A 22752-nucleotide genomic window follows, 5' to 3' on the forward strand; every position below is an offset into this window, starting at 1 on the left:
CCGTACTCACTTGAGCCTGCTCGAAGCGAGGATGGACACCAGGTGCAGCACGGTCTGCACCAGCGCGATGCCGGCGAGCACCGCGGTGCCGAGCCGGGTGTAGAACAGGTCGCCCCTGATCTGGTCCGCGACCGCGAGGACCAGGATCAGCAGGGACGCCTCGATACCGAGGATCAGCCGGTGGAACTTGAGTGCCGCGGCGGCCCGGCGGGCCAGCGCCACGCCCGAGGAGCGGGGCTCGGACGCCGACTCCTTGACGGGTGGCAGCCCGCTCTGATGGCGGGCGACCCCGACCAGATCCGTCTCGGCCTTGACCAGGATCGCGCCGAGCGCGGCCAGCGTGCCGAGGAAGGCCCACAGCCAGTCGACGCGGCCGCTGCCCCACAGGTCGGCGGCGCGCAGACCGAGGCCGACGAGGACGGCCGCGTCGGTCAGATAGGCGCCGACACGGTCGAGATAGACCCCACCGAGGGAGTACTGCTTCTTCCAGCGCGCGATCTCGCCGTCGACGCAGTCGAGCAGCAGGTACAGCTGGACCATCACCACGCCGAGCACGGCGCCCGCGATCCCCGGCACCAGCAGGGCCGGGGCCGCGAGCACGCCGCACAGGGTCATCAGGTACGTGAGCTGGTTGGGCGTGATCCTGGTGTTCACCAGGTAGCGGTCGCAGCGCAGCGAGATCTCTCGCATGTACAGGCGTCCCGCCCAGTGCTCACCGCTGCGCCGGTCCTTCACCCCTGGGGGATGAACGACGGGGCGGAGTTCAGCTACCGATGGCCTTGGCATAGTCGGAGTAGATGTCCTTGATCTGGTGGGTTTTCAGGTCGAGATGTTCGAGGATCGTGTAGCGGCCGGGCCGGGTCTGCGGAGCGAACTCCACGACCTGCACGAACTCGTCCACGGTGAAGCCGATCTCCTCGGGCAGTACCGGCAGTCCGTGCCGGTGCAGCACCTCGGCCATGAACGCCGCCTCTTCGTGCGCCCCGCGCAGATACATCGCGAAGGCCGCGCCCAGGCCGCACTGCTCGCCGTGGCTGGCCGCGCGCTGGGGGAAGAGGAGGTCGAAGGCGTGGTTGATCTCGTGGCAGGAGCCGGAGGCCGGCCTGGAGTCGCCCGAGATCGACATCGCGACGCCGGTGAGGACGAGCGCCTCCGCGAGAACCTGGAGGAAGCCGTTGTCGCCGACACCCCCGGGGTGCCGCAGGACGGCCTCACCCGCCTGGCGCGCCATGGCGGCGGCCAGCCCGTCGATCTTCTCTCCGTTGACCCGGTTGGCCAGCTCCCAGTCGGCGATCGCGTTGATGTTGGAGATCGCGTCTCCGATGCCCGCCCGGACGAACCGGACCGGCGCCTCACGGATCACGTCGAGGTCGATGAGCACGGCGATCGGGTTCGGCACACCGTACGAGCCGCGGCCCGCGTCGTTGTCGAGGGTGGCGACCGGCGAGCACAGACCGTCGTGCGCGAGGTTCGTGGGCACCGCGACCAGGGGCAGCCCGATCCGCGCCGCGGCGAACTTCGCGCAGTCGATGATCTTGCCGCCGCCCAGGCCCACGACGGCGTCGTAGTGCCCGGACTTCATGTCGCCGGCCAGCCGGATCGCGTCGTCGAGCGTGCCGCCGCCGACCTCGTACCAGGTGGCGCCCGGCAGCACCGGGGCGAGCCGCTCGCGCAGCCTCGCGCCCGAACCGTTGCTGACCGCTATGGCCAGCTTGCCCGAGTGCGAGATGCGCTCGTCGCTGAGCACGCTCGCGAGGTCGTCCAGGGCACCCGGACGAATGTCGACGACGACCGGCGAGGGGATGAGCCTCGTCAGTACTGGCACGCGATCTCACGTCCCTTGGCGAGGTCGTCGTGGTTGTCGATCTCGACCCACTTGACGTCGCCGATCGGCGCGACGTCGATCTTGAAGCCGCGGTTGACGAGCTCCTGGTAGCCGTGCTCGTAGAACTGCTGCGGGTCGGTCTCCCACACCGTCTTCAGGGCGTCGGCCAGCTCGTCGGCGGCGGCGCCCTCGATGAGGGTCACACCGATGTACTCGCCGGTGGCCTCGGACGGCTCCATGAGCTTGGTGATCTTCTGGACGCCCTTCTCGGGGTCCACGACGACCTTCATCTCCTCGTCGGCGAGCTTCTTCACCGTGTCGAGCGCGAGGATGATCTTCTTGCCTTCACCACGGGCCGCGAGCAGCGTCCGCTCGACCGAGACGGGGTGCACGGTGTCGCCGTTGGCGAGGATCACGCCGTCCTTGAGGGCGTCACGTCCGCACCACAGGGAGTAGGCGTTGTTCCACTCCTCGGCCTTGTCGTTGTCGATGAGGGTGATCTTGAGGCCGTACTTCTCCTCAAGGGCCGCCTTGCGGTCGTAGACGGCTTCCTTCTTGTAGCCGACGATGATGCCGACCTCGGTCAGACCGATCTCGGCGAAGTTGCCGAGGGTCAGGTCCAGGACCGTGATGGAGTCCTCCGCGCCCTCGGGGCCAACCGGCACAAGCGCCTTGGGGAGGCTGTCAGTGTAGGGACGCAGACGCCGTCCGGCGCCGGCAGCCAGCACGAGGCCGATCATGCGGGTTCTCCTTCATCGTGTACGGCGGGTGCCCCGGAGGACACCCAGAAGCGGATGCTCTCGACGAGCACCAGCAGCGCCACGGCCACGGCGAGCACCGTGAGCGCGACCTTGAACTGTGTGGCGGCGAGCAGCGCGGCCAGGACGGTGACCAGCAGCGTCCTGCCTTCGTGCCCACCGATCGCCCGCACCAGCCAGTGCGGGGGGGCTCCGGCGTTTCCGCGAATGCGGTACACCGTGTCGTAGTGATGGTAGGCGACGGCGGCCACCAGGCCGAAAGCCGCCGGCAGTGCTCCGTTCACGTCGGCGTTGACCGCCAGTGCGAGAACGGTGAGGTATTCGGCCGCGCGGAAGAACGGCGGGACCAGCCAGTCCAGGGCGCCCTTGAGGGGCCTGAGCAGGGCGGCCGGCGACAGCAGGACGTACACGACGGCGCCGAGGACGGGCCACCAGCTGCCGTAGGGCGCGAGTGCGGCGGAGGTCACAACGACCGCCCCGGCGGCGAAGGCGACCAGGGCCGGGCCGATCCGCGGGAGGCGGCCCGCGAAGCGGGTCAGGTACTCGGCGAGCATGCCGGAGTCGGTGAGGTCCACGAGCGCCTGGGCGGCGCGGTCCGTGCGGTTCGCCTTGCGGGTCAGCGAGCGCAGCACCCGGCCCGCCGTGGTGTACGTGGCCGCGAAGGCGCAGCCGACGAGCAGCGCGTAGAAGGTGATGCGGGGGGTCGTCAGCGCCGTCAGAACGGCGATCATCGCCCATCGTTCGCCGATGGGCAGGACTATCATCCGGCGCACCCAGACCGTCCAGCCGACGCTGTCGAGCTTGTCCGAGAGGGCCGCGGTGGGACTGGTGTTGGCCGTGGCGTCGTGGTTCGCCTCGTTGAAGGAGAAGTCCACGACGTGCCGGCAGGTCTGCAGGATCATCGCGCCGAGCGCGAGCGCCCAGACGTCGTCGCCACCGCGCGCCGCGCCGAGCGCGAGGCCCGCGTAGTAGGCGTACTCCTTGGCGCGGTCGAAGGTCGCGTCCAGCCAGGCGCCGAGCGTCGAGTACTGGAGGGAGTAGCGGGCGAGCTGTCCGTCCGTGCAGTCCAGGACGAACGAGAACAGGAGCAGCAGACCGGCCGCGACGTAGCCGGCGCGGGTGCCGGTGGCGGCGCAGCCCGCGGCGATCAGCGCGGTGATCAGCGAGGCGGTGGTGACCTGGTTCGGGGTCAGACCCCGGCGGGCGCACCAACGGGCGATGTAGCGCGAGTACGGACTGATGCAGTACGTGGTGAAGAAGCCGTCGCGGGCCTTGACGGCGCTGCGCAGCCGTACGGCCTCGTCGTCGACGGCCAGGACGGCCTGCCGGACCTCGTTGCGTTCCTGCGGATCGGCGGGGACGGCGGCGACGAGGGTGCCGAGCTCCGGGTGGTGCACGGCGAGGTCGTCCGCGTCGAGCGCCTCGCCGAGGCGCTCGGCGAGGTTCTCGGTGGCGACGGCCGCGTTGCCCGCGGCCACGCTCTCCCGGGTCACGGCGCGGGTCAGCGCCCGCCGGGCCTCGGGCTGCACGGATACGGCGCCGGGAATGACCGAGGCCGGGAAGCGCGGGTCGGTGAGACCGAGGCGCAGGGCGTGCGGATGCCCGACGAAGCGGGCGTCCACGACGGCGACCCGCTCGTTCGCCGGCACGGCGGCGAGCAGGGTCTCGGTCTCGCCCGCGTCGGAGGCGAGGCGCACATCGAAGCCGAGCGACCGCAGATCGCCTTCGAGCGACGATCCGGGGACCGGCTGGCCGGTGAGGATGGCGGTCGGCAGCGAACTCACTCCCTGAATGCCGGCGCGACCTGGCGTCCGGCGTGTGCGTGATGGGATGGCCCCCGGTCCGCGGCGGCGGCCCCGGCGGCATGTCGGCAGAGGCTATCGGATGAACGGAAGGCGGCGTTCACCGCCCGTTCACGGCCCGATCAACCGATTTTGTCCTGCGGGGGCCGCGGTCATCATCGGGGATTCCCGGGCCGGGCCACAAACGCGCGTTCGCAGACCAGCGCATTCCCGGCACGGAATACGGCACCCGGCACACCACCGGAAAGGGGCACGGCGGACACGGCTCCGGACCCGCATAGGGTGGTCGTCCATGACATGGCTGATCACAGGCGGAGCCGGGTACATCGGGGCACACGTGGCGCGGGCGATGGCGGAGGCCGGGGAGCGGGTCGTCGCCCTCGACGACCTGTCGTCCGGGGTACCGAACCGGCTTCCGGAGAGCATTCCCCTCGTCCAGGGGTCGTCGCTGGACGGCGATCTGCTCAAGCGGGTCCTGGCGGAGCACGCGGTGACGGGCGTGGTGCATCTCGCCGCGCTCAAGCAGGTCGGCGAGTCCGTGGCCCAGCCGACGCGCTACTACCAGGACAACGTGGGCGGCCTCGCGACCCTTCTGGAGGCGGTGGCGGGGGCCGGCGTCAAACGCTTCGTGTTCTCCTCGTCCGCGGCCGTGTACGGCAACCCCGATGTGGACCTCATCACGGAGGGCGCCCCCTGCGCCCCGATGAGCCCCTACGGCGAGACGAAGCTCGCCGGCGAGTGGCTGGTGCGGGCGACGGGCCGGGCGCACGGAATCGCCACCGTGTGCCTGCGCTACTTCAACGTGGCGGGCGCGGCCTCGCCGGAGCTCGCCGACACCGGAGTCTTCAACATCATCCCGATGGTGTTCGACCGTCTCACCCGCGGCGAGGCCCCGCGGATCTTCGGTGACGACTATCCGACGCCGGACGGTACCTGCGTACGCGACTACATCCATGTCGCCGACCTCGCCGAGGCGCACCTCGCGGCGGCCAGGCGGCTGACGGACGGCGCGAGCGGTGACCTGACGGTGAACATCGGCCGCGGCGAGGGGGTCTCCGTGCGGGAGCTCCTGGCGCTCATCGCCGAGGCGACCGGGAGCACCAGGGAGCCGGTCGTCGAGCCGCGGCGCCCCGGCGACGCCCCGCGCGCCGTCGCCTCTGCCGCCCTGGCCGCCGAGCACCTGGGCTGGGGCGCGCGGCGCGAGGTGCGCGAGATGGTGGAGTCGGCATGGCGGGGCTGGCTGCTGCACCACCCGGGTACGACGGTCGCATGATCTTGGCGGCGCTCTGACCTGCGGATCGTTTCCGCAGGTCAGAGCATATGACAACGGTGTTCAGTGCCGCGTTGCCCGATACCCCCGGCCCGTAGTTGACTGTGACGACCGAGCGGAAAACGGGAGGCGGCTTTCATGGGGGCTGGGCACGACCACGGGCACGCGCACGGCACTCCCCCGGCCGGTACGGCGACAGCCGCGTACCGCGGGCGGCTGCGGGTCGCGCTGGCGATCACGCTCACCGTCATGGTCGTCGAGATCTTCGGCGGTGTGCTCGCCGACTCGCTCGCGCTCGTCGCGGACGCGGCGCACATGGCGACGGACGCGCTGGGGCTCGGCATGGCCCTGCTCGCGATCCACTTCGCGGCGCGCCCGCCGAGCGAGAAGCGCACCTTCGGCTACGCGCGGGCCGAGATCCTCGCCGCGCTCGCCAACTGTCTGCTGCTGCTCGTCGTCGGCGGCTACGTGTTTGTCGAGGCGATCCAGCGCTTCATCACGCCCGTGGACACCAACGGCGGACTGACCATCGTGTTCGGTGTGATCGGTCTGGTCGCCAACACGATCTCGCTGACGCTGCTGATGCGCGGCCAGAAGGACAGCCTGAACGTGCGCGGCGCGTTCCTGGAGGTCGCGGCTGACGCGCTGGGCTCGGCGGCGGTCATCGTCGCCGCGGTGGTGATCATGACCACCGGCTGGCAGGCGGCGGACCCGATCGCCTCGATCGCCATCGCGCTGATGATCGTCCCGCGCACCTGGAAGCTGCTCCAGGAGACGCTCGACGTGCTCCTGGAGGCGGCGCCCAAGGGCGTCGACATGGCGGACGTGCGCGCTCACATCCTGGCCCTCGACGGTGTCGAGGACATCCACGACCTGCACGCCTGGACCATCACGTCCGGCATGCCGGTCCTCTCCGCGCACGTGGTCGTCAGCTCCGACGTCCTGAACGCCATCGGCCACGAGAAGGTGCTCCACGAACTCCAGGGCTGCCTCGGCGTCCACTTCGACGTCGAGCACTGCACGTTCCAGCTGGAGCCGAGCGGACACGCGGAACACGAGGCGAGACTCTGCCACTGACCCTCCCGGCGGCGGCGACGCCGGTGCCGTCCCGGCGGTCGCGCGGGCGTAGGTGCCTGTTCGGGCGACCTCGTGGCACGGGCGGCCGTCCGATGCCGTTTCGACCTGCCGTCCGAACACCTGTCGGCCCCCTCCCTCGACGATTCCGTGCCGGTGACACCGGGCACGATCAGGTGTCCGGCCGCTCCCGGCGTCCGACCCGCGCCGGCCTCACTTCCCGCCCGGGGCTCACCGGGGCGTGACATGCGGGAACCGCGAAGTGCCGGGAGTGCCGGTTTCGTACGGCAGACTTGGGGCTCGAAGACCGATGCGAAGGATGGGTATGCCGATCACACCTGCCACCGCGACGCACAGTTCGTCGAACGGCACCGTTGAAGCGATCTTGCTGGAGCTGGTCGACGAGGACGGCAACACGATCGGTACGGCGGAGAAGCTCGCGGCCCATCAGGCCCCGGGGCAACTGCACAGAGCGTTCTCGGTGTTCCTCTTCGACGAGCAGGGCCGGCTGCTGTTGCAGCAGCGCGCCCTCGGCAAGTACCACTCCCCCGGCGTCTGGTCGAACACCTGCTGCGGCCACCCCTACCCGGGCGAGGGGCCCTTCGCCGCGGCGGCCCGGCGGACGTACGAGGAGCTCGGGGTGTCGCCGACGCTGCTCGCCGAGGCGGGCACGGTCCGCTACAACCACCCGGACCCGGACTCGGGCCTGGTGGAGCAGGAGTACAACCACCTGTTCGTCGGGATGGTGCAGTCGGCGCTGCGGCCCGATGCGGAGGAGGTCGGCTCGACGGCCTTCGTGACCGCCGCCGAGCTGGCGGAGCGGCACGCGAAGGACCCCTTCTCGGCGTGGTTCATGACGGTGCTGGACGCGGCCCGTCCGGCGATCCGGGAACTGACGGGCCCGTCCGCGGGCTGGTAGCCGGTCCGCTAGACGCCCGGAGCGAGCGGCAGGGCCGCCCAGATCACCTTGCCGCCGTCCGCGGTGTGCTCGACATCGCACCCTCCGCCGAACTCCCTGGTCACCTCACGCACCAGCAGCAGGCCCCGGCCCCCGGTCTGCCCATGGTCGGCCTCCAGCGCCGTCGGACGGTAGGGGTGGCTGTCCTCGACGGACACCCGGACCCAGTCGGCGCCGACCGCGACCTCCACCGCGAGCATCGGCGACAGAAGTGCCGCGTGCTTGACGGCGTTCGTGACCAGTTCGGAGACGATCAACAGCAGTCCATGAACGACATCGTCCGAGACCGGCACCCCCTGGCGGACCAGCAGATCGCGGACTGCGTGCCGCGCCTGCGGCACCGAGGCGTCGACGGCGGCGGCGGTGAACCGCCACACCCCTTCGTACGGCAGCGGTACGGTCGATCTGACGCCGGGAGTCGCGGCTGCGCCTTCGGGGCTCGGGTCGGACCCCCGCCCGAGGTTCTCCATCGTCCGGTCGCCACCCTTGCGCTCGATTGTCACCACACGTCGAGTGTTGGTAATGCGCTGGTCCGTACCGGTTGACTGAACAGAAGTCAGCAATTATCGACGATTTATGATCATCGCAGCACGACTTAGTCCGTTCTACGACAACTTTCGCCCTTCCTGTGCCGCCTTCCGAAACTATTCGGGTTGTACGGGTTTGCCCCTCGACTGACCCGATCGTTCCCCCGCGGCTCCGTCGCCCGTGAGACGGCCCGAGACGGCCCGAGATCATGATCACGATCCGGCCGGCGGGCCGGCGGGTGCGGATAGCATCCGGCGTATGGAACCGCAGCTGTCGCACCACGTCGGCGACGGGGTCGCCACCGTCGTCATCAGTCACCCCGCCAAGCGGAACGCCATGACGACGCGGATGTGGCGGGCGCTGCCGCCTCTGCTGGACGAGTTGGGTGGTCGCGCCGATGTGCGCGCGCTGGTGCTCACCGGCGAGGGTGACACGTTCTGCGCCGGGGCCGACATCTCGACACTGCGGGAGTCCCCGGACGAGACTCAGGGCCTCGCGGTGCTCGCCGAGGAGGCCCTCGCCGCGTTCCCGAAGCCGACGCTGGCCGCGATTCGCGGCTACTGCGTGGGCGGCGGGTCCCAGCTCGCGGCCGCCTGCGATCTGCGGTTCGCACAGGAGGGGTCACTCTTCGGGGTGACCCCGGCAAAACTCGAAATCGTCTATCCGGCCTCCTCCACACGCAGACTGGCGGCACTGGTCGGCCCGTCCACCGCCAAGTACCTGCTCTTCTCGGGCGAGTTGATCGACACCGAGCGCGCGCTGCGCACCGGCCTGGTGGACGAGGTGCTGCCCGAGGGCCAACTCGACAAGCGGGTCTCGGAGTTCACCCGGGTCCTCGCCGCGCGCTCCCTGCTGACACAGGCGGCGGCGAAGGAGTTCGCGAACGGGCGCACCGACCGTGACGACTACTGGACGGACCAGGCGCGCGCCGGCGGCGACACCGCGGAGGGGGTCGCCGCCTTCCTGGAGCGCAGACAGCCGCGCTTCACGTGGACCCCGTGAGGTCCGTCGGCCGTTCAGGGAGAGTGAGACGGGCGGCCGCCTCGGCTACGTGAGGAGAAAACGGCTCTTGCTCCGGAACTCCTCGACGAGGTGCGCGGGCGCCTTGTCCGGGGACCCCGCGCCGTAGGGCGGCTGCGGGTCGTACTCGGTCAGCAGCTGGACGGCCTGGGCGTGTTCGTCCCCGGCGATCCGGCCGAGCAGGGTGAGCCCCATGTCGATGCCGGAGGAGACTCCGGCCGCGGTCACGTACTTGCCGTCGAACACGACCCGTTCCCCCGTCGACTCGGCGCCGAACCGCTCCAGTTGGTCGAGGGCCAGCCAGTGGGAGGTGGCCCGGCGGCCGTCCAGTAGCCCCGCGGCGGCGAGCAGCAGGGAGCCGGTGCACACCGAGGTCGTCCAGACGCTGGTGGCGTCCGCGGCCCGCAGCCAGTCGAGGAGGACCCGGTTGTCCATCTGGGCGCTCTGGCCCGGCCCTCCCGGTACCACCACGATGTCCGGGTGCGGCACCTCCGCGAGACTCTTGTCCGCGGTCAGCGCGAGCCGGCCGGTGTCGGAACGGACGGGTCCGGTGCGCTCGGCGACGAAGACGGTGTCCGCGTCCGGCAGGCGGCCGAGCGTCTCGTACGGGCCGACGGCGTCCAGGGCGGTGAAGCGGTCGTAGAGGACGATGGCGATCTGCATCGGGTTCCTTTCGGCGCGGGGGCGCGGTGCGGGCCCCCGGGCGAGTGGGGGTCGGGAGTGACGGCGGGCGGGGTGCCCGCGTACGGGTGTCACCGAGGGCGAGGCGCCCTCCACGGAAGCCTCGGCGGACGGTGGCCCCGTCCGGGCGGGTCGCGGCGGAGGGTGCTCGTCGGTGGGAGTCGGCCGCCGGGGCAGGGGGACGCGCGGGGTCGGCCTCCTGGGGCCGCCCGTGAGAGTGAACCGGCTCGCCGGATGACGAGCGCGGGCGACGCGGTGTCGGACCGCGCGGGACGGTGGACGGAGGCCACACCGCGCGGGGCGCGACGGGTGGAGTGGACTGTCAGCCCGTGAGGGCGGGCCTGAAGCGGCGCCGGTACTCGACGGGCGCCGAGCCGAGGATCTTCACGAAGGCGCGGCGCATGGCCTCGGGTGTTCCGTAGCCACTGGCGCGCGAGATCTCCTCGATGCCGTCGCCGGTGTCCTCCAGGAGACGGCGGGCGTGTTCGAGACGGACCCGCTCGACGTACCGGCCGGGCGTCGTACCCGTCTCGGCCTGGAAGGCACGGGCGAAATGGCGGGGCGAGAGACTGGCGCGGGCCGCGAGCGAATCGACGCTCAGGTCGTCGCCCGGATGCTCCGAGATCCAGTGCTGGACCTCGCGCAGCGGTTCGCGCCGCGCGGTCTGGGCGGCGAGCTGGGCGCTGAACTGGGCCTGGTTGCCCGGGCGCCGGAGGAAGACGACGAGGTGACGGGCGACGGTGAGGGCGGCGTCGCGGCCCAGGTCCTCCTCCACGAGGGCGAGGGCCAGGTCGATGCCGGAGGTGACGCCGGCCGAGGTGGATACGTTGCCGTCGCGGACGTAGATGGGGTCGGGATCGACCGTGACCGCCGGGTGGTCGTGGGCGAGCTGGTCGCAGTAGGCCCAGTGCGTGGTCGCGCGACGGCCGTCGAGCAGGCCCGCCGCCGCGAGCAGCGCGGCGCCGGTGCACACCGACACCAGACGCTCGGCGCGCGGACCGTGGGCGCGCAGCCAGCCGGCCAGGAGGGGATCCGGGCGCCGGGTGCCACGGCCGCCGGGAACCAGCAGGGTGTGCGGGTCCGGCGTGTCGGCGAGCGTCCCGTCCGGGACCAGGACGAGGCCGCTGGAGGAGCGCACCGGGGCGCCGTCCAGGGAGGCCGTGCGGATGCGGTACGAACCGCCGCGGCAGGTCTCGGCGCCCGCGAACACCTCCAGGGGGCCGGTGACGTCGAGGCTCTGCACGCCGTCGAAGAGGATGATCAGGACCGTTCGCATGTCTCGATTCTCGACCGGCGCACTCATGGCCGCAATGACGTGGACCCCACCATTCCTGCCATCGCGGGTTGCGCCGTTCACGACATACCAACCAGTCGGTAATGTGCGAGGTATGACTCCCTCTCTGCCGGAGCGCGCCGGGCGGCGCTGCCACAACGTCCTCAACCCGCTGCACTCGACGCACTACTTCTCGCCCGATCTGGGCCGTGAGCTGGCCGCGGTCGGCATCGAGAACGACCGGAGCGCGTACTTCGCGGTGCGGGCCGCCGCGATGGGCGCGGTCGGCGCGGGCACGGTGACGGCCACGTTCTTCAACTTCCGGCACGAACTGGTGGCCGAACATGTGCCCGCGGTCTGGCGGACTGCCTCTCCGGAGACGGTACTGGCGGCACGCCTGCGTGCGGTGGACGCGACCCTCAGGCGGTTGCTGGGCGAGGAACTCATCGCCTCCGAGGAGGTGGCCGAGGCCGCGGAACTCGCCCTGCGGGCCACCGAGGCCTGCGGCACGACCGCCCGCCCGCTGTACGCCGCGCACGCGGACCTCCCCGTCCCCGAGGCGCCGCACCTCGCGCTCTGGCACGCGGCCACCCTGCTGCGCGAGCACCGCGGCGACGGTCACCTCGCGGCGCTGCTCGACGCGGAGCTCGACCCGGTGGAGGCCCTGGTGAGCCACACCGCGACCGGCAAGGGCATGGCCCCCCGGTGGGTGCTGGGCACGCGCGGCTGGTCCCGGCAGGACTGGGAGGCCGCGTCCGGGCGGCTGCGGGAGCGCGGGCTGCTCGACGCGGAGGGCGAGCTGACGCCGGCCGGTACGGCCCTGCGCCAGGACATCGAGGCCCGGACGGACCGCCTCGACCGCGCCCCCTACGAGCACCTGGGCACCGCCGGGGTGGAGCGCCTCACCGAGATCGCGAAGGGGCTGCTGATGACCGCGTTCGCCGCCGGCGCGTTCCCGGAGGGAATGATCGGCAAGGACTGAGCGGGCCGAACCGCTCCCGGCCGCCCGGAGCGCTTCCGGCCGCGCGTGCCGGGAGCGTGAAACGGTCCCGGCACGCGGCACGCGACCCGGTCGAGTGCCGCCCTGAGCCCCCGTTGTCGGTGTCACCTGCCACAATTGCCGCGCAACCTCAGTGGAGAAGGCGGTACGGGATCGTGACGACACCCCTCGTAGGGTCCATCGAAGGCAGGATCGCCGAGGAGCTCGGCGTACGGGAGCGGCAGGTCAAGGCCGCCGTCGACTTGCTCGACGGCGGTTCGACGGTGCCCTTCATCGCCCGCTACCGCAAGGAAGCGACCGAGATGCTCGACGATGCGCAGCTGCGCACCCTCGAGGAGCGGCTGCGCTATCTGCGGGAGCTGGAGGACCGGCGGGCCGCGATCCTCGACTCGGTGCGCGAGCAGGGCAAGCTCAGCGCGGAGCTCGAGGCGCAGATCAGGGCCGCCGAGACGAAGGCGCGTCTTGAGGACATCTATCTGCCGTTCAAGCCGAAGCGGCGCACCAAGGCGCAGATCGCGCGCGAGGCGGGTCTTGAGCCACTGGCCGAGGGCCTGCTCGGCGACCCGTCGGTCGACCCGCTCGCCGCGGCGGCGGCCTTCGTCGACGCCGACAAGGGCGTCGCCGACCCGCAGGCCGCCCTGGACGGCGCCCGGTCGATCCTCACCGAGCGGTTCTCCGAGGACGCCGACCTCATCGGCGAGCTGCGCGAGCGCATGTGGGTGCGTGGACGGCTGGCCGCCAAGGTGCGCGAGGGCAAGGAGGAGGCGGGCGCCAAGTTCGCCGACTACTTCGACTTCGCCGAGCCCTTCAAGGCGCTGCCCTCGCACCGGATCCTCGCCATGCTGCGCGGCGAGAAGGAGGACGTCCTCGATCTCGTCCTGGAGCCGGAGGAGCCCACCGAGGGACCTTCGTCGTACGAGGGGATCGTCGCCCACCGCTTCGGGATCGCGGACCGCGGCCGTCCCGGCGACAAGTGGCTGACGGACACCGCCCGCTGGGCCTGGCGCACCCGCATTCTCGTGCACCTCGGCATCGACATGCGCCTGAGACTGCGCACCGCCGCCGAGGACGAGGCGGTGAACGTCTTCGCGACGAACCTGCGGGACCTGCTGCTGGCGGCCCCGGCGGGCACCCGCGCGACGCTGGGCCTGGACCCCGGTTTCCGTACGGGCGTGAAGGTCGCCGTCGTCGACGCGACCGGCAAGGTCGTCGCCACGGACGTGATCTACCCGCATGTCCCGGCGAACAAGTGGGACGAGGCCATCGCCAAGCTCGCCCGGCTCTCCAAGGAGCACGCGGTGGACCTGATCGCGATCGGCAACGGCACGGCCTCGCGCGAGACCGACAAGCTCGCCGGTGAGCTCATCACCAAGCACCCGGAGCTGAACCTCACCAAGGTGATGGTGTCGGAGGCGGGGGCGTCGGTGTACTCGGCGTCCGCGTTCGCCTCCCAGGAGCTGCCGGACATGGACGTGTCGCTGCGCGGCGCGGTCTCCATCGCGCGCCGGCTCCAGGACCCGCTGGCCGAGCTGGTGAAGATCGACCCGAAGTCGATCGGTGTCGGGCAGTACCAGCACGACCTGTCCGAGGTGAAGCTGTCCCGTTCGCTGGACGCGGTGGTCGAGGACTGTGTGAACGGCGTGGGCGTGGACGTGAACACCGCCTCCGCCCCGCTGCTGGCCCGGGTCTCCGGCATCACCTCCGGCCTCGCGGAGAACATCGTGGCGCACCGCGACGCCAACGGCCCCTTCACCTCCCGTACGGCTCTCAAGGGGGTGGCCCGGCTGGGCCCCAAGGCGTACGAGCAGTGCGCGGGCTTCCTGCGGATCCGGGGAGGCAGCGACCCGCTGGACGCGTCCAGCGTGCACCCCGAGGCGTACCCCGTGGTGCGGCGGATGGTGAAGACGGCGGGCAGCGAGGTCGCGTCGCTGATCGGCAACACGAGTGTGCTGCGCTCCCTGAAGCCGGCCGACTTCGTCGACGAGACCTTCGGTCTGCCGACCGTCTCGGACATCCTGCGGGAGCTGGAGAAGCCGGGGCGCGACCCGCGGCCCGCCTTCAAGACGGCCACCTTCAAGGACGGCGTCGAGAAGATCTCGGACGTGGTGTCCGGGATGGTCCTGGAGGGGGTCGTCACGAACGTGGCCGCGTTCGGCGCCTTCGTGGACATCGGTGTCCACCAGGACGGGCTCGTGCACGTCTCCGCGATGTCCAAGACCTTCGTCAAGGACCCGCGGGACGTCGTGAAGTCCGGGGACATCGTCAAGGTGAAGGTCCTGGACATCGACATCCCGCGCAAGCGGATCTCGCTGACACTCCGGCTGGACGACGAGGCGGCGGCCCCGGAGGCGGAGGGCGGCGGTCGTCCCCAGCGGGGCGGGCGGCCGCCTCAGCAGCGTGGCCAGCAGCGGCAGGGCCGCGGCGGCGGTGCGGGGGGCGGTGGCGGCGGTACCGGCTCCCGTCAGGCTCCGCCCCCGGCGAACAGCGCCATGGCGGACGCCCTGCGTCGCGCGGGCCTGACCGACCCCAAGCGGGGCCGGGGCTGACACAGCAGGCAGCCGCTCCCCTCGGCGATGGCCGAGGGGAGCGGCTGCCTGCTGTGAAGGCAGACGGGAGCGGCTGCTCTCCGTGAGAGCTGGTGGAGGTGCCCTTTCCCTCAGCGAGACCGCCGCGGCTGCGCCTGCTCGCCCGAAGCACGCGAAAGGGGCGACTGCCACAGCGGCAGCCGCCCCTTCGCGGTTCGTCTCAGCGCTCTGTCACCTTGCCGTCCGCCACTTCCAGGCGGCGGGTCGTGCGGACCGCGTCCAGCATGCGGCGGTCGTGGGTGACCAGCAGGAGCGTGCCCTCGTAGGAGTCCAGGGCCGACTCCAGCTGCTCGATGGCCGGGAGGTCGAGGTGGTTGGTCGGCTCGTCCAGGACCAGCAGGTTGACGCCTCGGCCCTGGAGCAGAGCCAGCGCGGAGCGGGTGCGTTCTCCCGGGGAGAGGGTGGCCGCCGGACGCAGGACGTGGTCCGCCTTCAGGCCGAACTTGGCCAGCAGGGTGCGGACTTCGGCGGGTTCCGTGTCCGGGACGGCCGCGCAGAACGCCTCCAGCAGTGCCTCGGAGCCATGGAAGAGCTTGCGCGCCTGGTCGACCTCGCCGACGATCACGCCGGAACCGAGCGTGGCGTGGCCGGCGGACAGCGGGACCCGGCCGAGCAGCGCGCCCAGCAGGGTCGACTTGCCGGCGCCGTTCGCGCCGGTGACGGCCACCCGGTCCGCCCAGTCGATCTGGAGGGTCGCCGGACCGAATTCGAAGTCGCCGCGCAGCACCTCCGCGTCCCGCAGAGTGGCGACGACCGCGCCCGATCGCGGGGCCGCCGCGATCTCCATGCGCAGCTCCCACTCCTTGCGCGGCTCCTCGACCACGTCCAGCCGCTCGATCATGCGCTGCGTCTGCCGGGCCTTCGAGGCCTGCTTCTCGCTGGCCTCGCTGCGGAACTTGCGGCCGATCTTGTCGTTGTCGTTGTTCGCCTTGCGCCGCGCGTTCTTGACGCCCTTGTCCATCCAGCCCCGCTGCATCTGGGCCCGGCTTTCGAGGGCCGAGCGCTTGTCGGCGTACTCCTCGAAGTCGTCGCGGGCATGCCGACGGGCCGTGTCGCGCTCTTCGAGATAGGCCTCGTAACCGCCGCCGTACAGCGTGATCTGCTGCTGCACGAGGTCGAGTTCGAGGACCTTGGTGACGGTGCGGGTCAGGAACTCGCGGTCGTGGCTGACGACGACGGTCCCGGCGCGCAGGCCCGAGACGAAACGCTCCAGGCGCTCCAGACCGTCCAGGTCGAGGTCGTTGGTCGGCTCGTCGAGGAGGAAGACGTCATAGCGGGACAGCAGCAGGGAGGCGAGTCCGGCGCGGGCCGCCTGGCCGCCGGACAGGGACGTCATCAGCTGGTCGAGACCTACACCGAGCCCCAGGGAGTCGGCGACCTCCTCGGCGCGTTCGTCGAGGTCGGCGCCGCCGAGGTCGAGCCAGCGCTCCAGGCTGTTCGCGTACGCGTCGTCCGCGCCCGGCGCTCCGTCGACGAGGGCCTGCGTCGCCTCGTCCATGATCCGCTGGGCCTCGTCGACACCGGTACGGCGCGCGAGGAAGTCCCGTACGGTCTCGCCCTCCCGGCGCTCCGGCTCCTGGGGCAGGTGCCCGACGGTCGCGGACGGCGGCGAGAGCCGCAGCTCGCCCTCTTCAGGGGTGAGGAGGCCGGCGAGCAGCCGCAGCAGTGTGGACTTGCCCGCGCCGTTGGCGCCGACCAGTCCGATCACGTCGCCGGGCGCGACGACGAGGTCGAGTCCGGCGAAGAGCGCGCGGTCGCCGTGTCCGGCGGTGAGGTTCTTGGCGACGAGAGTGGCAGTCATCAGGAAGCCGATTTTAACGGCCCGCCGGGACGCGCCGCGCCGTCGGCCTCCGGGCTCCGCCGGGGCCTCGCCCGCGAAGTCCGCGGCTCCCCCGACCGCCGGGTCCGCGGGCTCCTTCGAGCGGTGGGTCCGCGGCTCCCCGGAGCGGCGAGCCCGCCGATCCCCCGGCCACCGGACCTGCGGCCTGCCGGACCGGCGAGCCCGCCGATCCCCACGCCACCAAGCGCGCGGCCCGTCGGAGCACGAGGCCCGCCGGTCACCCTGGACCGCCGCTCAGCCGCTCAGCCCCTCAGTGCGGCATCGCCGCCACCAGCACGCTCCCGGACGTCCGGGCCACGATGAACGACTCTCCCTTCACCGCCCTGGGCTCCAGCGGGATACGGTGGTGGCCGGGTTCCAGGATTCCGTCGAACACGTGGTGCGCGTGGGTGCGCGAGAGGCGGTCCAGGCGGTAGGCGGTCAGCCGGACCCGGCAGGGGGAGGTGATCTCGACTTCGGCCTCGCCGTCGGCGGCGACCAGGCGGGTGAGCCGGCGCAGCTCCCGGGGGCTGCGGTCCAGGGCGTGCTCGATCTGGGCGACCAGCAGCGGAACGATCGGGGCGAGGCCCTCGACATGGGCGACGTCGGCGCCCGCGCCGCGGAACGACTCCCTTACGGCGGCCCGTTCCACCTCGGGGACGGCCCGGCCGAACACCACCGCGCCGTAGGCGCGCAGTTCGCCCGCCGCGACCCCCGCGACCTGCGCGGCGTCGCGGGCGACGACGGCGCCGATACCGACGGCGCGCAGGGCGGCGGCCGGCTTCGCGAGGACGGCGCCCCGGGCGCCGATCAGCAGGACGCGGCGGCGGACTCCGGCGTCGCCGTCGAGCAGGGAGTTCAGCGCGCCGCGGTACTCGGGGCCGTGGAAGCGGAAGGGCCCGATGCCGTGGTAGCCGTTGCGTTCCAGGTCGGCCCGTTCACCGGTCTGCCAGGCGAAGTCCCGCCAGACGTAGTCACCGCCGTCCCTCTCGATCAGCGCGGTGACGGCACCGCACTCGACGCTCTCGCACTCGGGGCAGCCGTAGATGACGTATCGGCCCCCTTCGAGCGGGGCGTCGGCCTCCAGGAGAAGGCCGCGCACCTGCGCGGTGAAGATCGCGGGCGGTACGTCGGAGGCGAGCGGGGACACCGCGTCGAGGTCGGAGAGCTGGAACAGCAACGGGCGTCCGTCGACGATGAAGTCGAGGAAGTCCCGGTTCACTTGGCGGTCACCGTCGGCGAGGACTCCACCGGCACGCATCGCCGGTGCCAGGCCGAACGTGGCGTACTCGGCAGACATGCTGTGAGTATCCCCGGACGGAGAGTGATGCGACCGCGGCACGGCCCGTTCCGCTAACGTCCCGGCATGGAGAAACCCGGGAGCGACGACGTGATCGTGGTCGGCAGCGGGGTCGTAGGCCTGACGACGGCCGTGCTGCTGGCCGAGGCCGGAAGGCGGGTCCGGGTGTGGACGCGGGAGCCCGCCGAGCGGACCACCTCGGCGGTTGCGGGGGCCCTGTGGTGGCCGTATCGCGTCGAGCCGAAGGCGCTCGCCCGCGAGTGGGCGCTCGTGTCCCTCTCCGTGTAGGAGGAGTTGGCGTCACGGCCCGAGGAGAGTGGCGTACGCCTGGTCGAGGGAGTCATGGGCGAGACGCGGCTGGACGAGCTGGGGTCGTGGGCGGCCCGGGTGCCCGGACTGCGCGCGGCGACGGCACGGGAGTACCCGGGTACCGCGTTGCGGGCGCGGCTGCCGTTGATCGACATGCCCACGCATCTGCGCCATCTGCGTGAGCGGCTGCTGCGGGGCGGCGGGACGGTCGAGGAACGTACGGTGACGGACCTCGCGGAGCCGAACGCGCCGGTCGTCGTCAACTGCGCGGGCCTCGGCGCCCGCGACCTCGTCCCGGATCCGGCCGTACGGCCCGTACGCGGGCAGCTCGTGCTCGTCGAGAACCCCGGGATCCGTGAGTGGCTCGTCTCGACGGACCCGGCGGCCGGGACGACCACGTACGTCTTCCCGCAGCCTGACCGGCTGGTCCTCGGCGGCACCATGGACGAGGACGACTGGTCGCGGGTCCCCGACCCGGAGGTGGCGGCGGCGATCGTCGGGCGGTGCGCGGCGCTGCGCCCCGAGATCGCCGGGGCGCGCGTGCTCGGCCATCGGGTGGGACTGCGGCCGGTGCGCCACGCCGTCCGGCTGGAACGCGAAGTCCTGCCGGACGGACGGGTGTTGGTGCACAACTACGGGCACGGGGGTGCCGGGGTGACCGTGGCGTGGGGTTGCGCGCGGGAGGCGGCCGAACTCGTCGGCCCGACCGCCTCCGTCTGATCGAGGGAGATCAGCGGATCTCCGGTGGCGCCCCGTTCGGTGCGCCACCGCTGGGTGCGCCACCGCTCGGTGCGCCACCGCTCGGTGCGCCGGCCTTCGGAGCGTCACCGGTTCGAGCGCCATCGATCGGAGACGCTCCGGTCGGAGAATCTCCGGTCAGCGGCTCGCCCCCGGGACGCGGAGCGCGGTGCCGGGGTCGCGTACGCCGTCGAGGACGGACGCGGCCGGGGCCGCCGTGGAGCCCGCCGTCGCCCGCGAGAACGCTTCGGCGCCGCCCACCAGGGGGACCCGGGCCGAGGTGCGGGACAGGTCGAGGGTCAGGGTCGGCGTGCTGGAGGGTGGGTCGATGAGATCCTTGTCGGTGCCCGCGACGATCAGCGCGAGCCGGTGGCCCTTCGGGACGACGTGGTCGGTGGCCGCCAGGTCCAGCGTGATGGTGTACGCGGTGCCCGGCGTGAGCGGGACGCCATGGTCCGAGGCGTAGTTGCCGAGGTCGGCCCAGCCGCGGCTGAGAACTGTGTAGTCGACGTCGGTCCTGGCCGCCTCGGTCACCTGGTAGCAGGAGCTGTCGCCGGCCGTGCTCGGGCCCCAGCAGGTGCGGTCGGTGAGGGTGGTGATGCCCTCGCCTGAGCCGGCGTAGTCACGGACGGTGTCCGGCCCGAGGTCCACGAGTACCGCCGACAGATGGGCCGTGGAGGTGGTCGGCGTGGCGGTGACGGTCACCTTGGAGGAACCGGAGAGCCTCAGGTCGTGGGTGAGCGGCCCGGTGGCGAAGCCGGCCTTGTCGGGGGTCGGCCGGTCGACGTTCGCGGCCCAGTCGGTCTCGCTCAGCTTCGGGTCGTCGGTGAAGGTCTCGGTTCCGGGCTTGCCGCGAAGTCCGAGGGTGCCGACGCCCGGCTGCGCGCCGGTGCCCGGACGCAGGGTCGTGGCACTGGTGGTGCGGGGCGGCCAGACGGTGGAAGTGGCCCACTGGTCGGGGTGGCGTTCGATGTCGGCCATGGGCTCGTGGTCGATGCCGTTGTCGTAGCCGAGGAGTTCATGGTCGAACCAGCGGTGCAGGGTGTCGACCCAGGCGCCGCGGCGGAAGTCGAAGGGGTCGACATGACCGGTCTGGGAGAGCCAGATCTTGCGCTCCACACCGTGCTTGGAGAGCGCGTCCCACCACTGGCCGAAGTTCTTGGTGCGGACGTTGAGGTCCTGCATGCCGTGGACGAGGAAGACGCTGGCCCTCACCTTCGCGGCGTCCTTGACGTAGTCGCGCTCGGTCCACAGCGACGTCCAGTCGCCGGTGCGCGGCGCCTGGTCGACCAGCTTCCGCTGCACTGCGGCGCACTTGGCGCGGGCGTCGGGGCTGTCGACGTAGTCGGACAGCCAGTCGGGGCCGGAGTCGTAGAGCGGGGCCCCCTTGGCGAAGTAGTAGTCGTACCAGGAGGAGATGGCGCTGATCGGCACGACGGTCTTCAGACCCTTGACGCCGGTGGCGGCGACGCCGTTGGCGATCGTGCCGTCCCAGCTCTTGCCGATCATGCCGGTTCTGCCGTTGGTCCAGCCGGCTTTGGCCGTGGCGGGGCCGGTGCGGGTGGTGTAGCCCTTGGCGCGGCCGTTGAGCCAGTCGACCACCGCCTTGGCGGACTGGATGTCGGAGCGTCCGCCCACGTCGACGCAGCCGTCGGAGCGGTCGGTCCCGGCGAGGTCGACGCCGACGAAGGCGTAACCGCGCGGCACGAAGTAGTTGTCGTAGAACAGCGGCATCTGGACGACGTGGCCGTTCGCGTCGTACGTCTTCTTCTGGCTCTCGTTGCCGCGCCCGCAGCAGGAGTAGTACGGGCTGGCGTCCATGATCACGGGGACCTTGCGCCCCTGGCGGGCGAGTTCACGGGGCCGGACGATATCGACGGCGACGCGGTCGTTCTTCCCGTCGCTGTCGCCGTCGAGACCGGTGTCGACCCAGACGGACTCACGGATCGCGTTCTCGTACGAATAGACCGGGGCGCTCTCCCGCGGGGCGCCGTGTGCGGCGACCGGAACGAGTAAGGCGGCCATCAGGGCGGCAACGGCCGCCGTCGCGAGCGATCTCCAGGTCATGAAGCGCATGCGGCGTACTGGTATCGGCATGCGCGGAAGGTACCCCGGTGAACTCCCGTGCGACAGAGGGCAGATGGAAAGACCCATGGGGCTGGATGACTCATGTCGGCCGAATGGCGATCGTGTGACAGGGGTGGCCGTGGACATGACTGGGGCCACCGGGACTGAATAGGCTCCGGACCGACTTCACGCCCTGACGACTTGGAGCTTGACGTGCACCGCAGACTCATCGCCCCGGGCGCCCTCGCCGCCTCCTTACTGCTGGCGATCCCGGCATCGGCGGCAAGTTACACGCCGGGAGCACCGGGCATCGGCGACCCCTACTACCCGGCCTACGGCAACGGCGGATACGACGTCTCGCACTACGACCTGCGGCTCACGTACCAGCCGCGGACCGACGAACTGGAGGGCACGGCCACCCTCCTGGCGACCACCACGCAGGACCTGTCCCGGTTCGATCTGGACTTTCTGCTCGACGTCAGCGAGGTGCGGGTCAACGGCGCGAAGGCGTCGTTCGCCACCTCGGGTCAGCACGAGCTGGAGATCACGCCGGCCACGCCACTGGCCAAGGGCACGCCGGTCACCGTCGTCGTCCGCTACAGCGGGGTGCCGTCCACGAAGAGCGCGTACGGCTTCTCGACCTGGCACCGCACCCCGGACGGGGCGGTCGCGGCGGACGAGCCCGAGTCGGCCTGGTGGTGGTACCCGAGCAACGACCACCCGCTCGACAAGGCGACGTACGACGTGTCCGTGGCCGTTCCGGACGGCACCCAGGCGATCTCCAACGGCACGCTGCAGTCCACGAGTTCACGCCTCGGCTGGACCCGCTACAACTGGCGGTCCAACAAGCCGCAGGCCACCTATCTGACCACCCTCGCGGTCGGGAAGTTCGACATCACGACCAGCACGTCCGAGGGCGGTGTCCCGGTCGTCAACGCCTACAGCAAGGACCTCGGGGACAACGACGGGGCGGCGCGCGCCAGTGTCGAACGCACGGGAGAGCTGGTCGACTGGCTGAGCGGCTACTTCGGGCCGTATCCCTTCAGTTCCGCCGGCGGCTACGTCCCCAACACGACCACCGGGTACGCGCTGGAGACCCAGACCCGGATCTACTACAGCCCGCGGCAGTTCGCGAACGGCTCCAACACCTCGGTGGTCGTGCACGAGTTGGCGCACCAGTGGTACGGCGACGACGTGTCGCTCAAGGGCTGGAAGGACATCTGGATCAACGAGGGCTTCGCGCGCTACGCGCAGTGGCTGTGGTCGGAGCACGAGGGCGAGGGCACGACGCAGGAACTGGCGGACTACACGTACGCCTCACACCCGGCGGACGACGCGTTCTGGACGGTGGCGCCCGGCGACCCGGGGCCTGACAACCAGTTCGACATCGCGGTCTACGACCGGGGCGCGCTGGCGGTGCAGGCGCTGCGCAACGAGGTCGGGGACGACGCCTTCTTCGCCATCCTGAAGGGGTGGCCGAAGGAACACGCGTACGGGAACGCGTCGGTCGGGGACTTCCAGAAGTACGCGGAGCGGGTGTCCGGCACGTCGCTCACGACCCTCTTCGACACCTGGCTGTTCCAGCCGTCGAAGCCGGCGGCGCCCGCGGCGCGGAGCGCGGGCCTCGCCCCCGTCTCGGCAGCGGAGGGTGTCGTGGCCCGGCCGAAGTCGTGGAAGAAGATCGCCGCCACTGACGCGGTGCACTCCGGCTGAGGCACCGGGCACCTGCCCCCAGGAGCCTTCCC

The 22752-nt window shown here is 71.5% G+C and carries 17 protein-coding genes and 1 pseudogene; 8 read left to right on the forward strand and 10 right to left on the reverse strand.

Translation table 11 applies throughout. The features are described from left to right. Positions 1-6: 6 nt before the first annotated feature. The 4 genes from ACFYW8_RS25310 to ACFYW8_RS25325 are packed head-to-tail and all read right to left on the reverse strand — an operon-like array spanning position 7 to position 4358. Positions 7-786: a CDP-alcohol phosphatidyltransferase family protein gene (locus tag ACFYW8_RS25310; RefSeq protein ID WP_328552280.1), complete on the reverse strand. Its 780-nt coding sequence runs from the start codon at positions 784-786 to the stop codon at positions 7-9. Continuing rightward, positions 764-1825: an iron-containing alcohol dehydrogenase family protein gene (locus ACFYW8_RS25315; RefSeq protein ID WP_365869701.1), complete on the reverse strand. Its 1062-nt coding sequence runs from the start codon at positions 1823-1825 to the stop codon at positions 764-766. Before ACFYW8_RS25315 ends, ACFYW8_RS25310 begins: the two co-directional genes overlap by 23 nt. Next, positions 1813-2565, reverse strand: coding sequence for a phosphocholine cytidylyltransferase family protein (locus tag ACFYW8_RS25320; RefSeq protein ID WP_365869700.1), 753 nt, complete (start codon positions 2563-2565; stop codon positions 1813-1815). Before ACFYW8_RS25320 ends, ACFYW8_RS25315 begins: the two co-directional genes overlap by 13 nt. Beyond that, positions 2562-4358, reverse strand: a complete 1797-nt coding sequence (locus ACFYW8_RS25325; protein WP_389080672.1) for a DUF5941 domain-containing protein — start codon at positions 4356-4358, stop codon at positions 2562-2564. Before ACFYW8_RS25325 ends, ACFYW8_RS25320 begins: the two co-directional genes overlap by 4 nt. Positions 4359-4677: 319 nt before the next feature. Here ACFYW8_RS25325 and galE point away from each other — a divergent pair, with 319 nt between their 5' ends. The 3 genes from galE to idi all read left to right on the forward strand — a co-directional run bounded on the left by galE (position 4678) and on the right by idi (position 7648). Beyond that, complete coding sequence (galE, locus tag ACFYW8_RS25330) at positions 4678-5658, forward strand: UDP-glucose 4-epimerase GalE (RefSeq protein ID WP_389080280.1); 981 nt, start codon at positions 4678-4680, stop codon at positions 5656-5658. A gap of 135 nt (positions 5659-5793) precedes the next feature. After that, on the forward strand, positions 5794-6732 hold the full coding sequence (locus ACFYW8_RS25335; protein ID WP_389080283.1) for a cation diffusion facilitator family transporter: 939 nt from the start codon (positions 5794-5796) through the stop codon (positions 6730-6732). A gap of 322 nt (positions 6733-7054) precedes the next feature. Beyond that, complete coding sequence (gene idi / locus ACFYW8_RS25340; protein WP_365869697.1) at positions 7055-7648, forward strand: isopentenyl-diphosphate Delta-isomerase; 594 nt, start codon at positions 7055-7057, stop codon at positions 7646-7648. An 8-nt stretch (positions 7649-7656) separates the two neighbouring features. On the opposite strand, the gene ACFYW8_RS25345 is transcribed toward idi, so the two are convergent. After that, positions 7657-8157 carry an ATP-binding protein gene (locus ACFYW8_RS25345; protein ID WP_389080675.1) on the reverse strand — a complete coding sequence of 167 codons (501 nt, stop codon included), beginning with the start codon at positions 8155-8157 and terminating at the stop codon, positions 7657-7659. Between the two features lie 316 nt (positions 8158-8473). On the opposite strand from ACFYW8_RS25345, the gene ACFYW8_RS25350 reads away from it, so the two are divergent. Continuing rightward, complete coding sequence (locus tag ACFYW8_RS25350; protein WP_389080287.1) at positions 8474-9217, forward strand: enoyl-CoA hydratase/isomerase family protein; 744 nt, start codon at positions 8474-8476, stop codon at positions 9215-9217. A 45-nt stretch (positions 9218-9262) separates the two neighbouring features. Here the strand turns inward: ACFYW8_RS25350 and ACFYW8_RS25355 are convergent, their stop codons facing one another. Further along, entirely contained in the window at positions 9263-9898 is a 636-nt protein-coding gene (locus ACFYW8_RS25355) for a DJ-1/PfpI family protein (protein ID WP_389080290.1), read from the reverse strand. 340 nt (positions 9899-10238) lie between these two features. After that, a complete protein-coding gene (locus ACFYW8_RS25360) occupies positions 10239-11192 on the reverse strand; it encodes a GlxA family transcriptional regulator (RefSeq protein ID WP_389080292.1) in 954 nt (317 codons plus the stop codon). A 112-nt stretch (positions 11193-11304) separates the two neighbouring features. Here ACFYW8_RS25360 and ACFYW8_RS25365 point away from each other — a divergent pair, with 112 nt between their 5' ends. Together ACFYW8_RS25365 and ACFYW8_RS25370 are read left to right on the forward strand one after the other, a co-directional pair. Further along, a complete protein-coding gene (locus ACFYW8_RS25365; protein ID WP_389080294.1) occupies positions 11305-12171 on the forward strand; it encodes a hypothetical protein in 867 nt (288 codons plus the stop codon). A 173-nt stretch (positions 12172-12344) separates the two neighbouring features. Next, on the forward strand, positions 12345-14735 hold the full coding sequence (locus ACFYW8_RS25370) for a Tex family protein (RefSeq protein WP_365869692.1): 2391 nt from the start codon (positions 12345-12347) through the stop codon (positions 14733-14735). A 199-nt stretch (positions 14736-14934) separates the two neighbouring features. Here the strand turns inward: ACFYW8_RS25370 and ACFYW8_RS25375 are convergent, their stop codons facing one another. Next, positions 14935-16575: an ABC-F family ATP-binding cassette domain-containing protein gene (locus ACFYW8_RS25375; protein ID WP_389080299.1), complete on the reverse strand. Its 1641-nt coding sequence runs from the start codon at positions 16573-16575 to the stop codon at positions 14935-14937. Between the two features lie 289 nt (positions 16576-16864). Next, on the reverse strand, positions 16865-17893 hold the full coding sequence (locus tag ACFYW8_RS25380; RefSeq protein ID WP_389080301.1) for an oxidoreductase: 1029 nt from the start codon (positions 17891-17893) through the stop codon (positions 16865-16867). A gap of 66 nt (positions 17894-17959) precedes the next feature. Between ACFYW8_RS25380 and ACFYW8_RS25385 the strand changes: the two are divergent. Beyond that, positions 17960-18922, forward strand: a pseudogene (locus ACFYW8_RS25385) (FAD-dependent oxidoreductase). A gap of 156 nt (positions 18923-19078) precedes the next feature. On the opposite strand, the gene ACFYW8_RS25390 reads toward ACFYW8_RS25385, so the two are convergent. After that, complete coding sequence (locus ACFYW8_RS25390; protein WP_389080305.1) at positions 19079-21037, reverse strand: Xaa-Pro dipeptidyl-peptidase; 1959 nt, start codon at positions 21035-21037, stop codon at positions 19079-19081. 183 nt (positions 21038-21220) lie between these two features. Between ACFYW8_RS25390 and ACFYW8_RS25395 the strand changes: the two genes are divergently transcribed. Next, on the forward strand, positions 21221-22720 hold the full coding sequence (locus ACFYW8_RS25395) for a M1 family metallopeptidase (protein WP_389080309.1): 1500 nt from the start codon (positions 21221-21223) through the stop codon (positions 22718-22720). Positions 22721-22752 lie beyond the last annotated feature (32 nt).

It is taken from the genome of Streptomyces sp. NPDC002742 (assembly GCF_042888885.1).
GTDB lineage: Bacteria > Actinomycetota > Actinomycetes > Streptomycetales > Streptomycetaceae > Streptomyces.

Coding starts and splice junctions, on each gene's coding strand:
- ACFYW8_RS25310 (WP_328552280.1), bottom strand. CDS start 786: ATGCCAAGGCCATCGGTAGCTGAACTCCGCCCCGTCGTTCATCCCCCA.
- ACFYW8_RS25320 (WP_365869700.1), bottom strand. CDS start 2,565: ATGATCGGCCTCGTGCTGGCTGCCGGCGCCGGACGGCGTCTGCGTCCC.
- galE (WP_389080280.1), top strand. CDS start 4,678: ATGACATGGCTGATCACAGGCGGAGCCGGGTACATCGGGGCACACGTG.
- ACFYW8_RS25335 (WP_389080283.1), top strand. CDS start 5,794: ATGGGGGCTGGGCACGACCACGGGCACGCGCACGGCACTCCCCCGGCC.
- idi (WP_365869697.1), top strand. CDS start 7,055: ATGCCGATCACACCTGCCACCGCGACGCACAGTTCGTCGAACGGCACC.
- ACFYW8_RS25345 (WP_389080675.1), bottom strand. CDS start 8,157: ATGGAGAACCTCGGGCGGGGGTCCGACCCGAGCCCCGAAGGCGCAGCC.
- ACFYW8_RS25350 (WP_389080287.1), top strand. CDS start 8,474: ATGGAACCGCAGCTGTCGCACCACGTCGGCGACGGGGTCGCCACCGTC.
- ACFYW8_RS25355 (WP_389080290.1), bottom strand. CDS start 9,898: ATGCAGATCGCCATCGTCCTCTACGACCGCTTCACCGCCCTGGACGCC.
- ACFYW8_RS25360 (WP_389080292.1), bottom strand. CDS start 11,192: ATGCGAACGGTCCTGATCATCCTCTTCGACGGCGTGCAGAGCCTCGAC.
- ACFYW8_RS25365 (WP_389080294.1), top strand. CDS start 11,305: ATGACTCCCTCTCTGCCGGAGCGCGCCGGGCGGCGCTGCCACAACGTC.
- ACFYW8_RS25375 (WP_389080299.1), bottom strand. CDS start 16,575: ATGACTGCCACTCTCGTCGCCAAGAACCTCACCGCCGGACACGGCGAC.
- ACFYW8_RS25380 (WP_389080301.1), bottom strand. CDS start 17,893: ATGTCTGCCGAGTACGCCACGTTCGGCCTGGCACCGGCGATGCGTGCC.
- ACFYW8_RS25390 (WP_389080305.1), bottom strand. CDS start 21,037: ATGCCGATACCAGTACGCCGCATGCGCTTCATGACCTGGAGATCGCTC.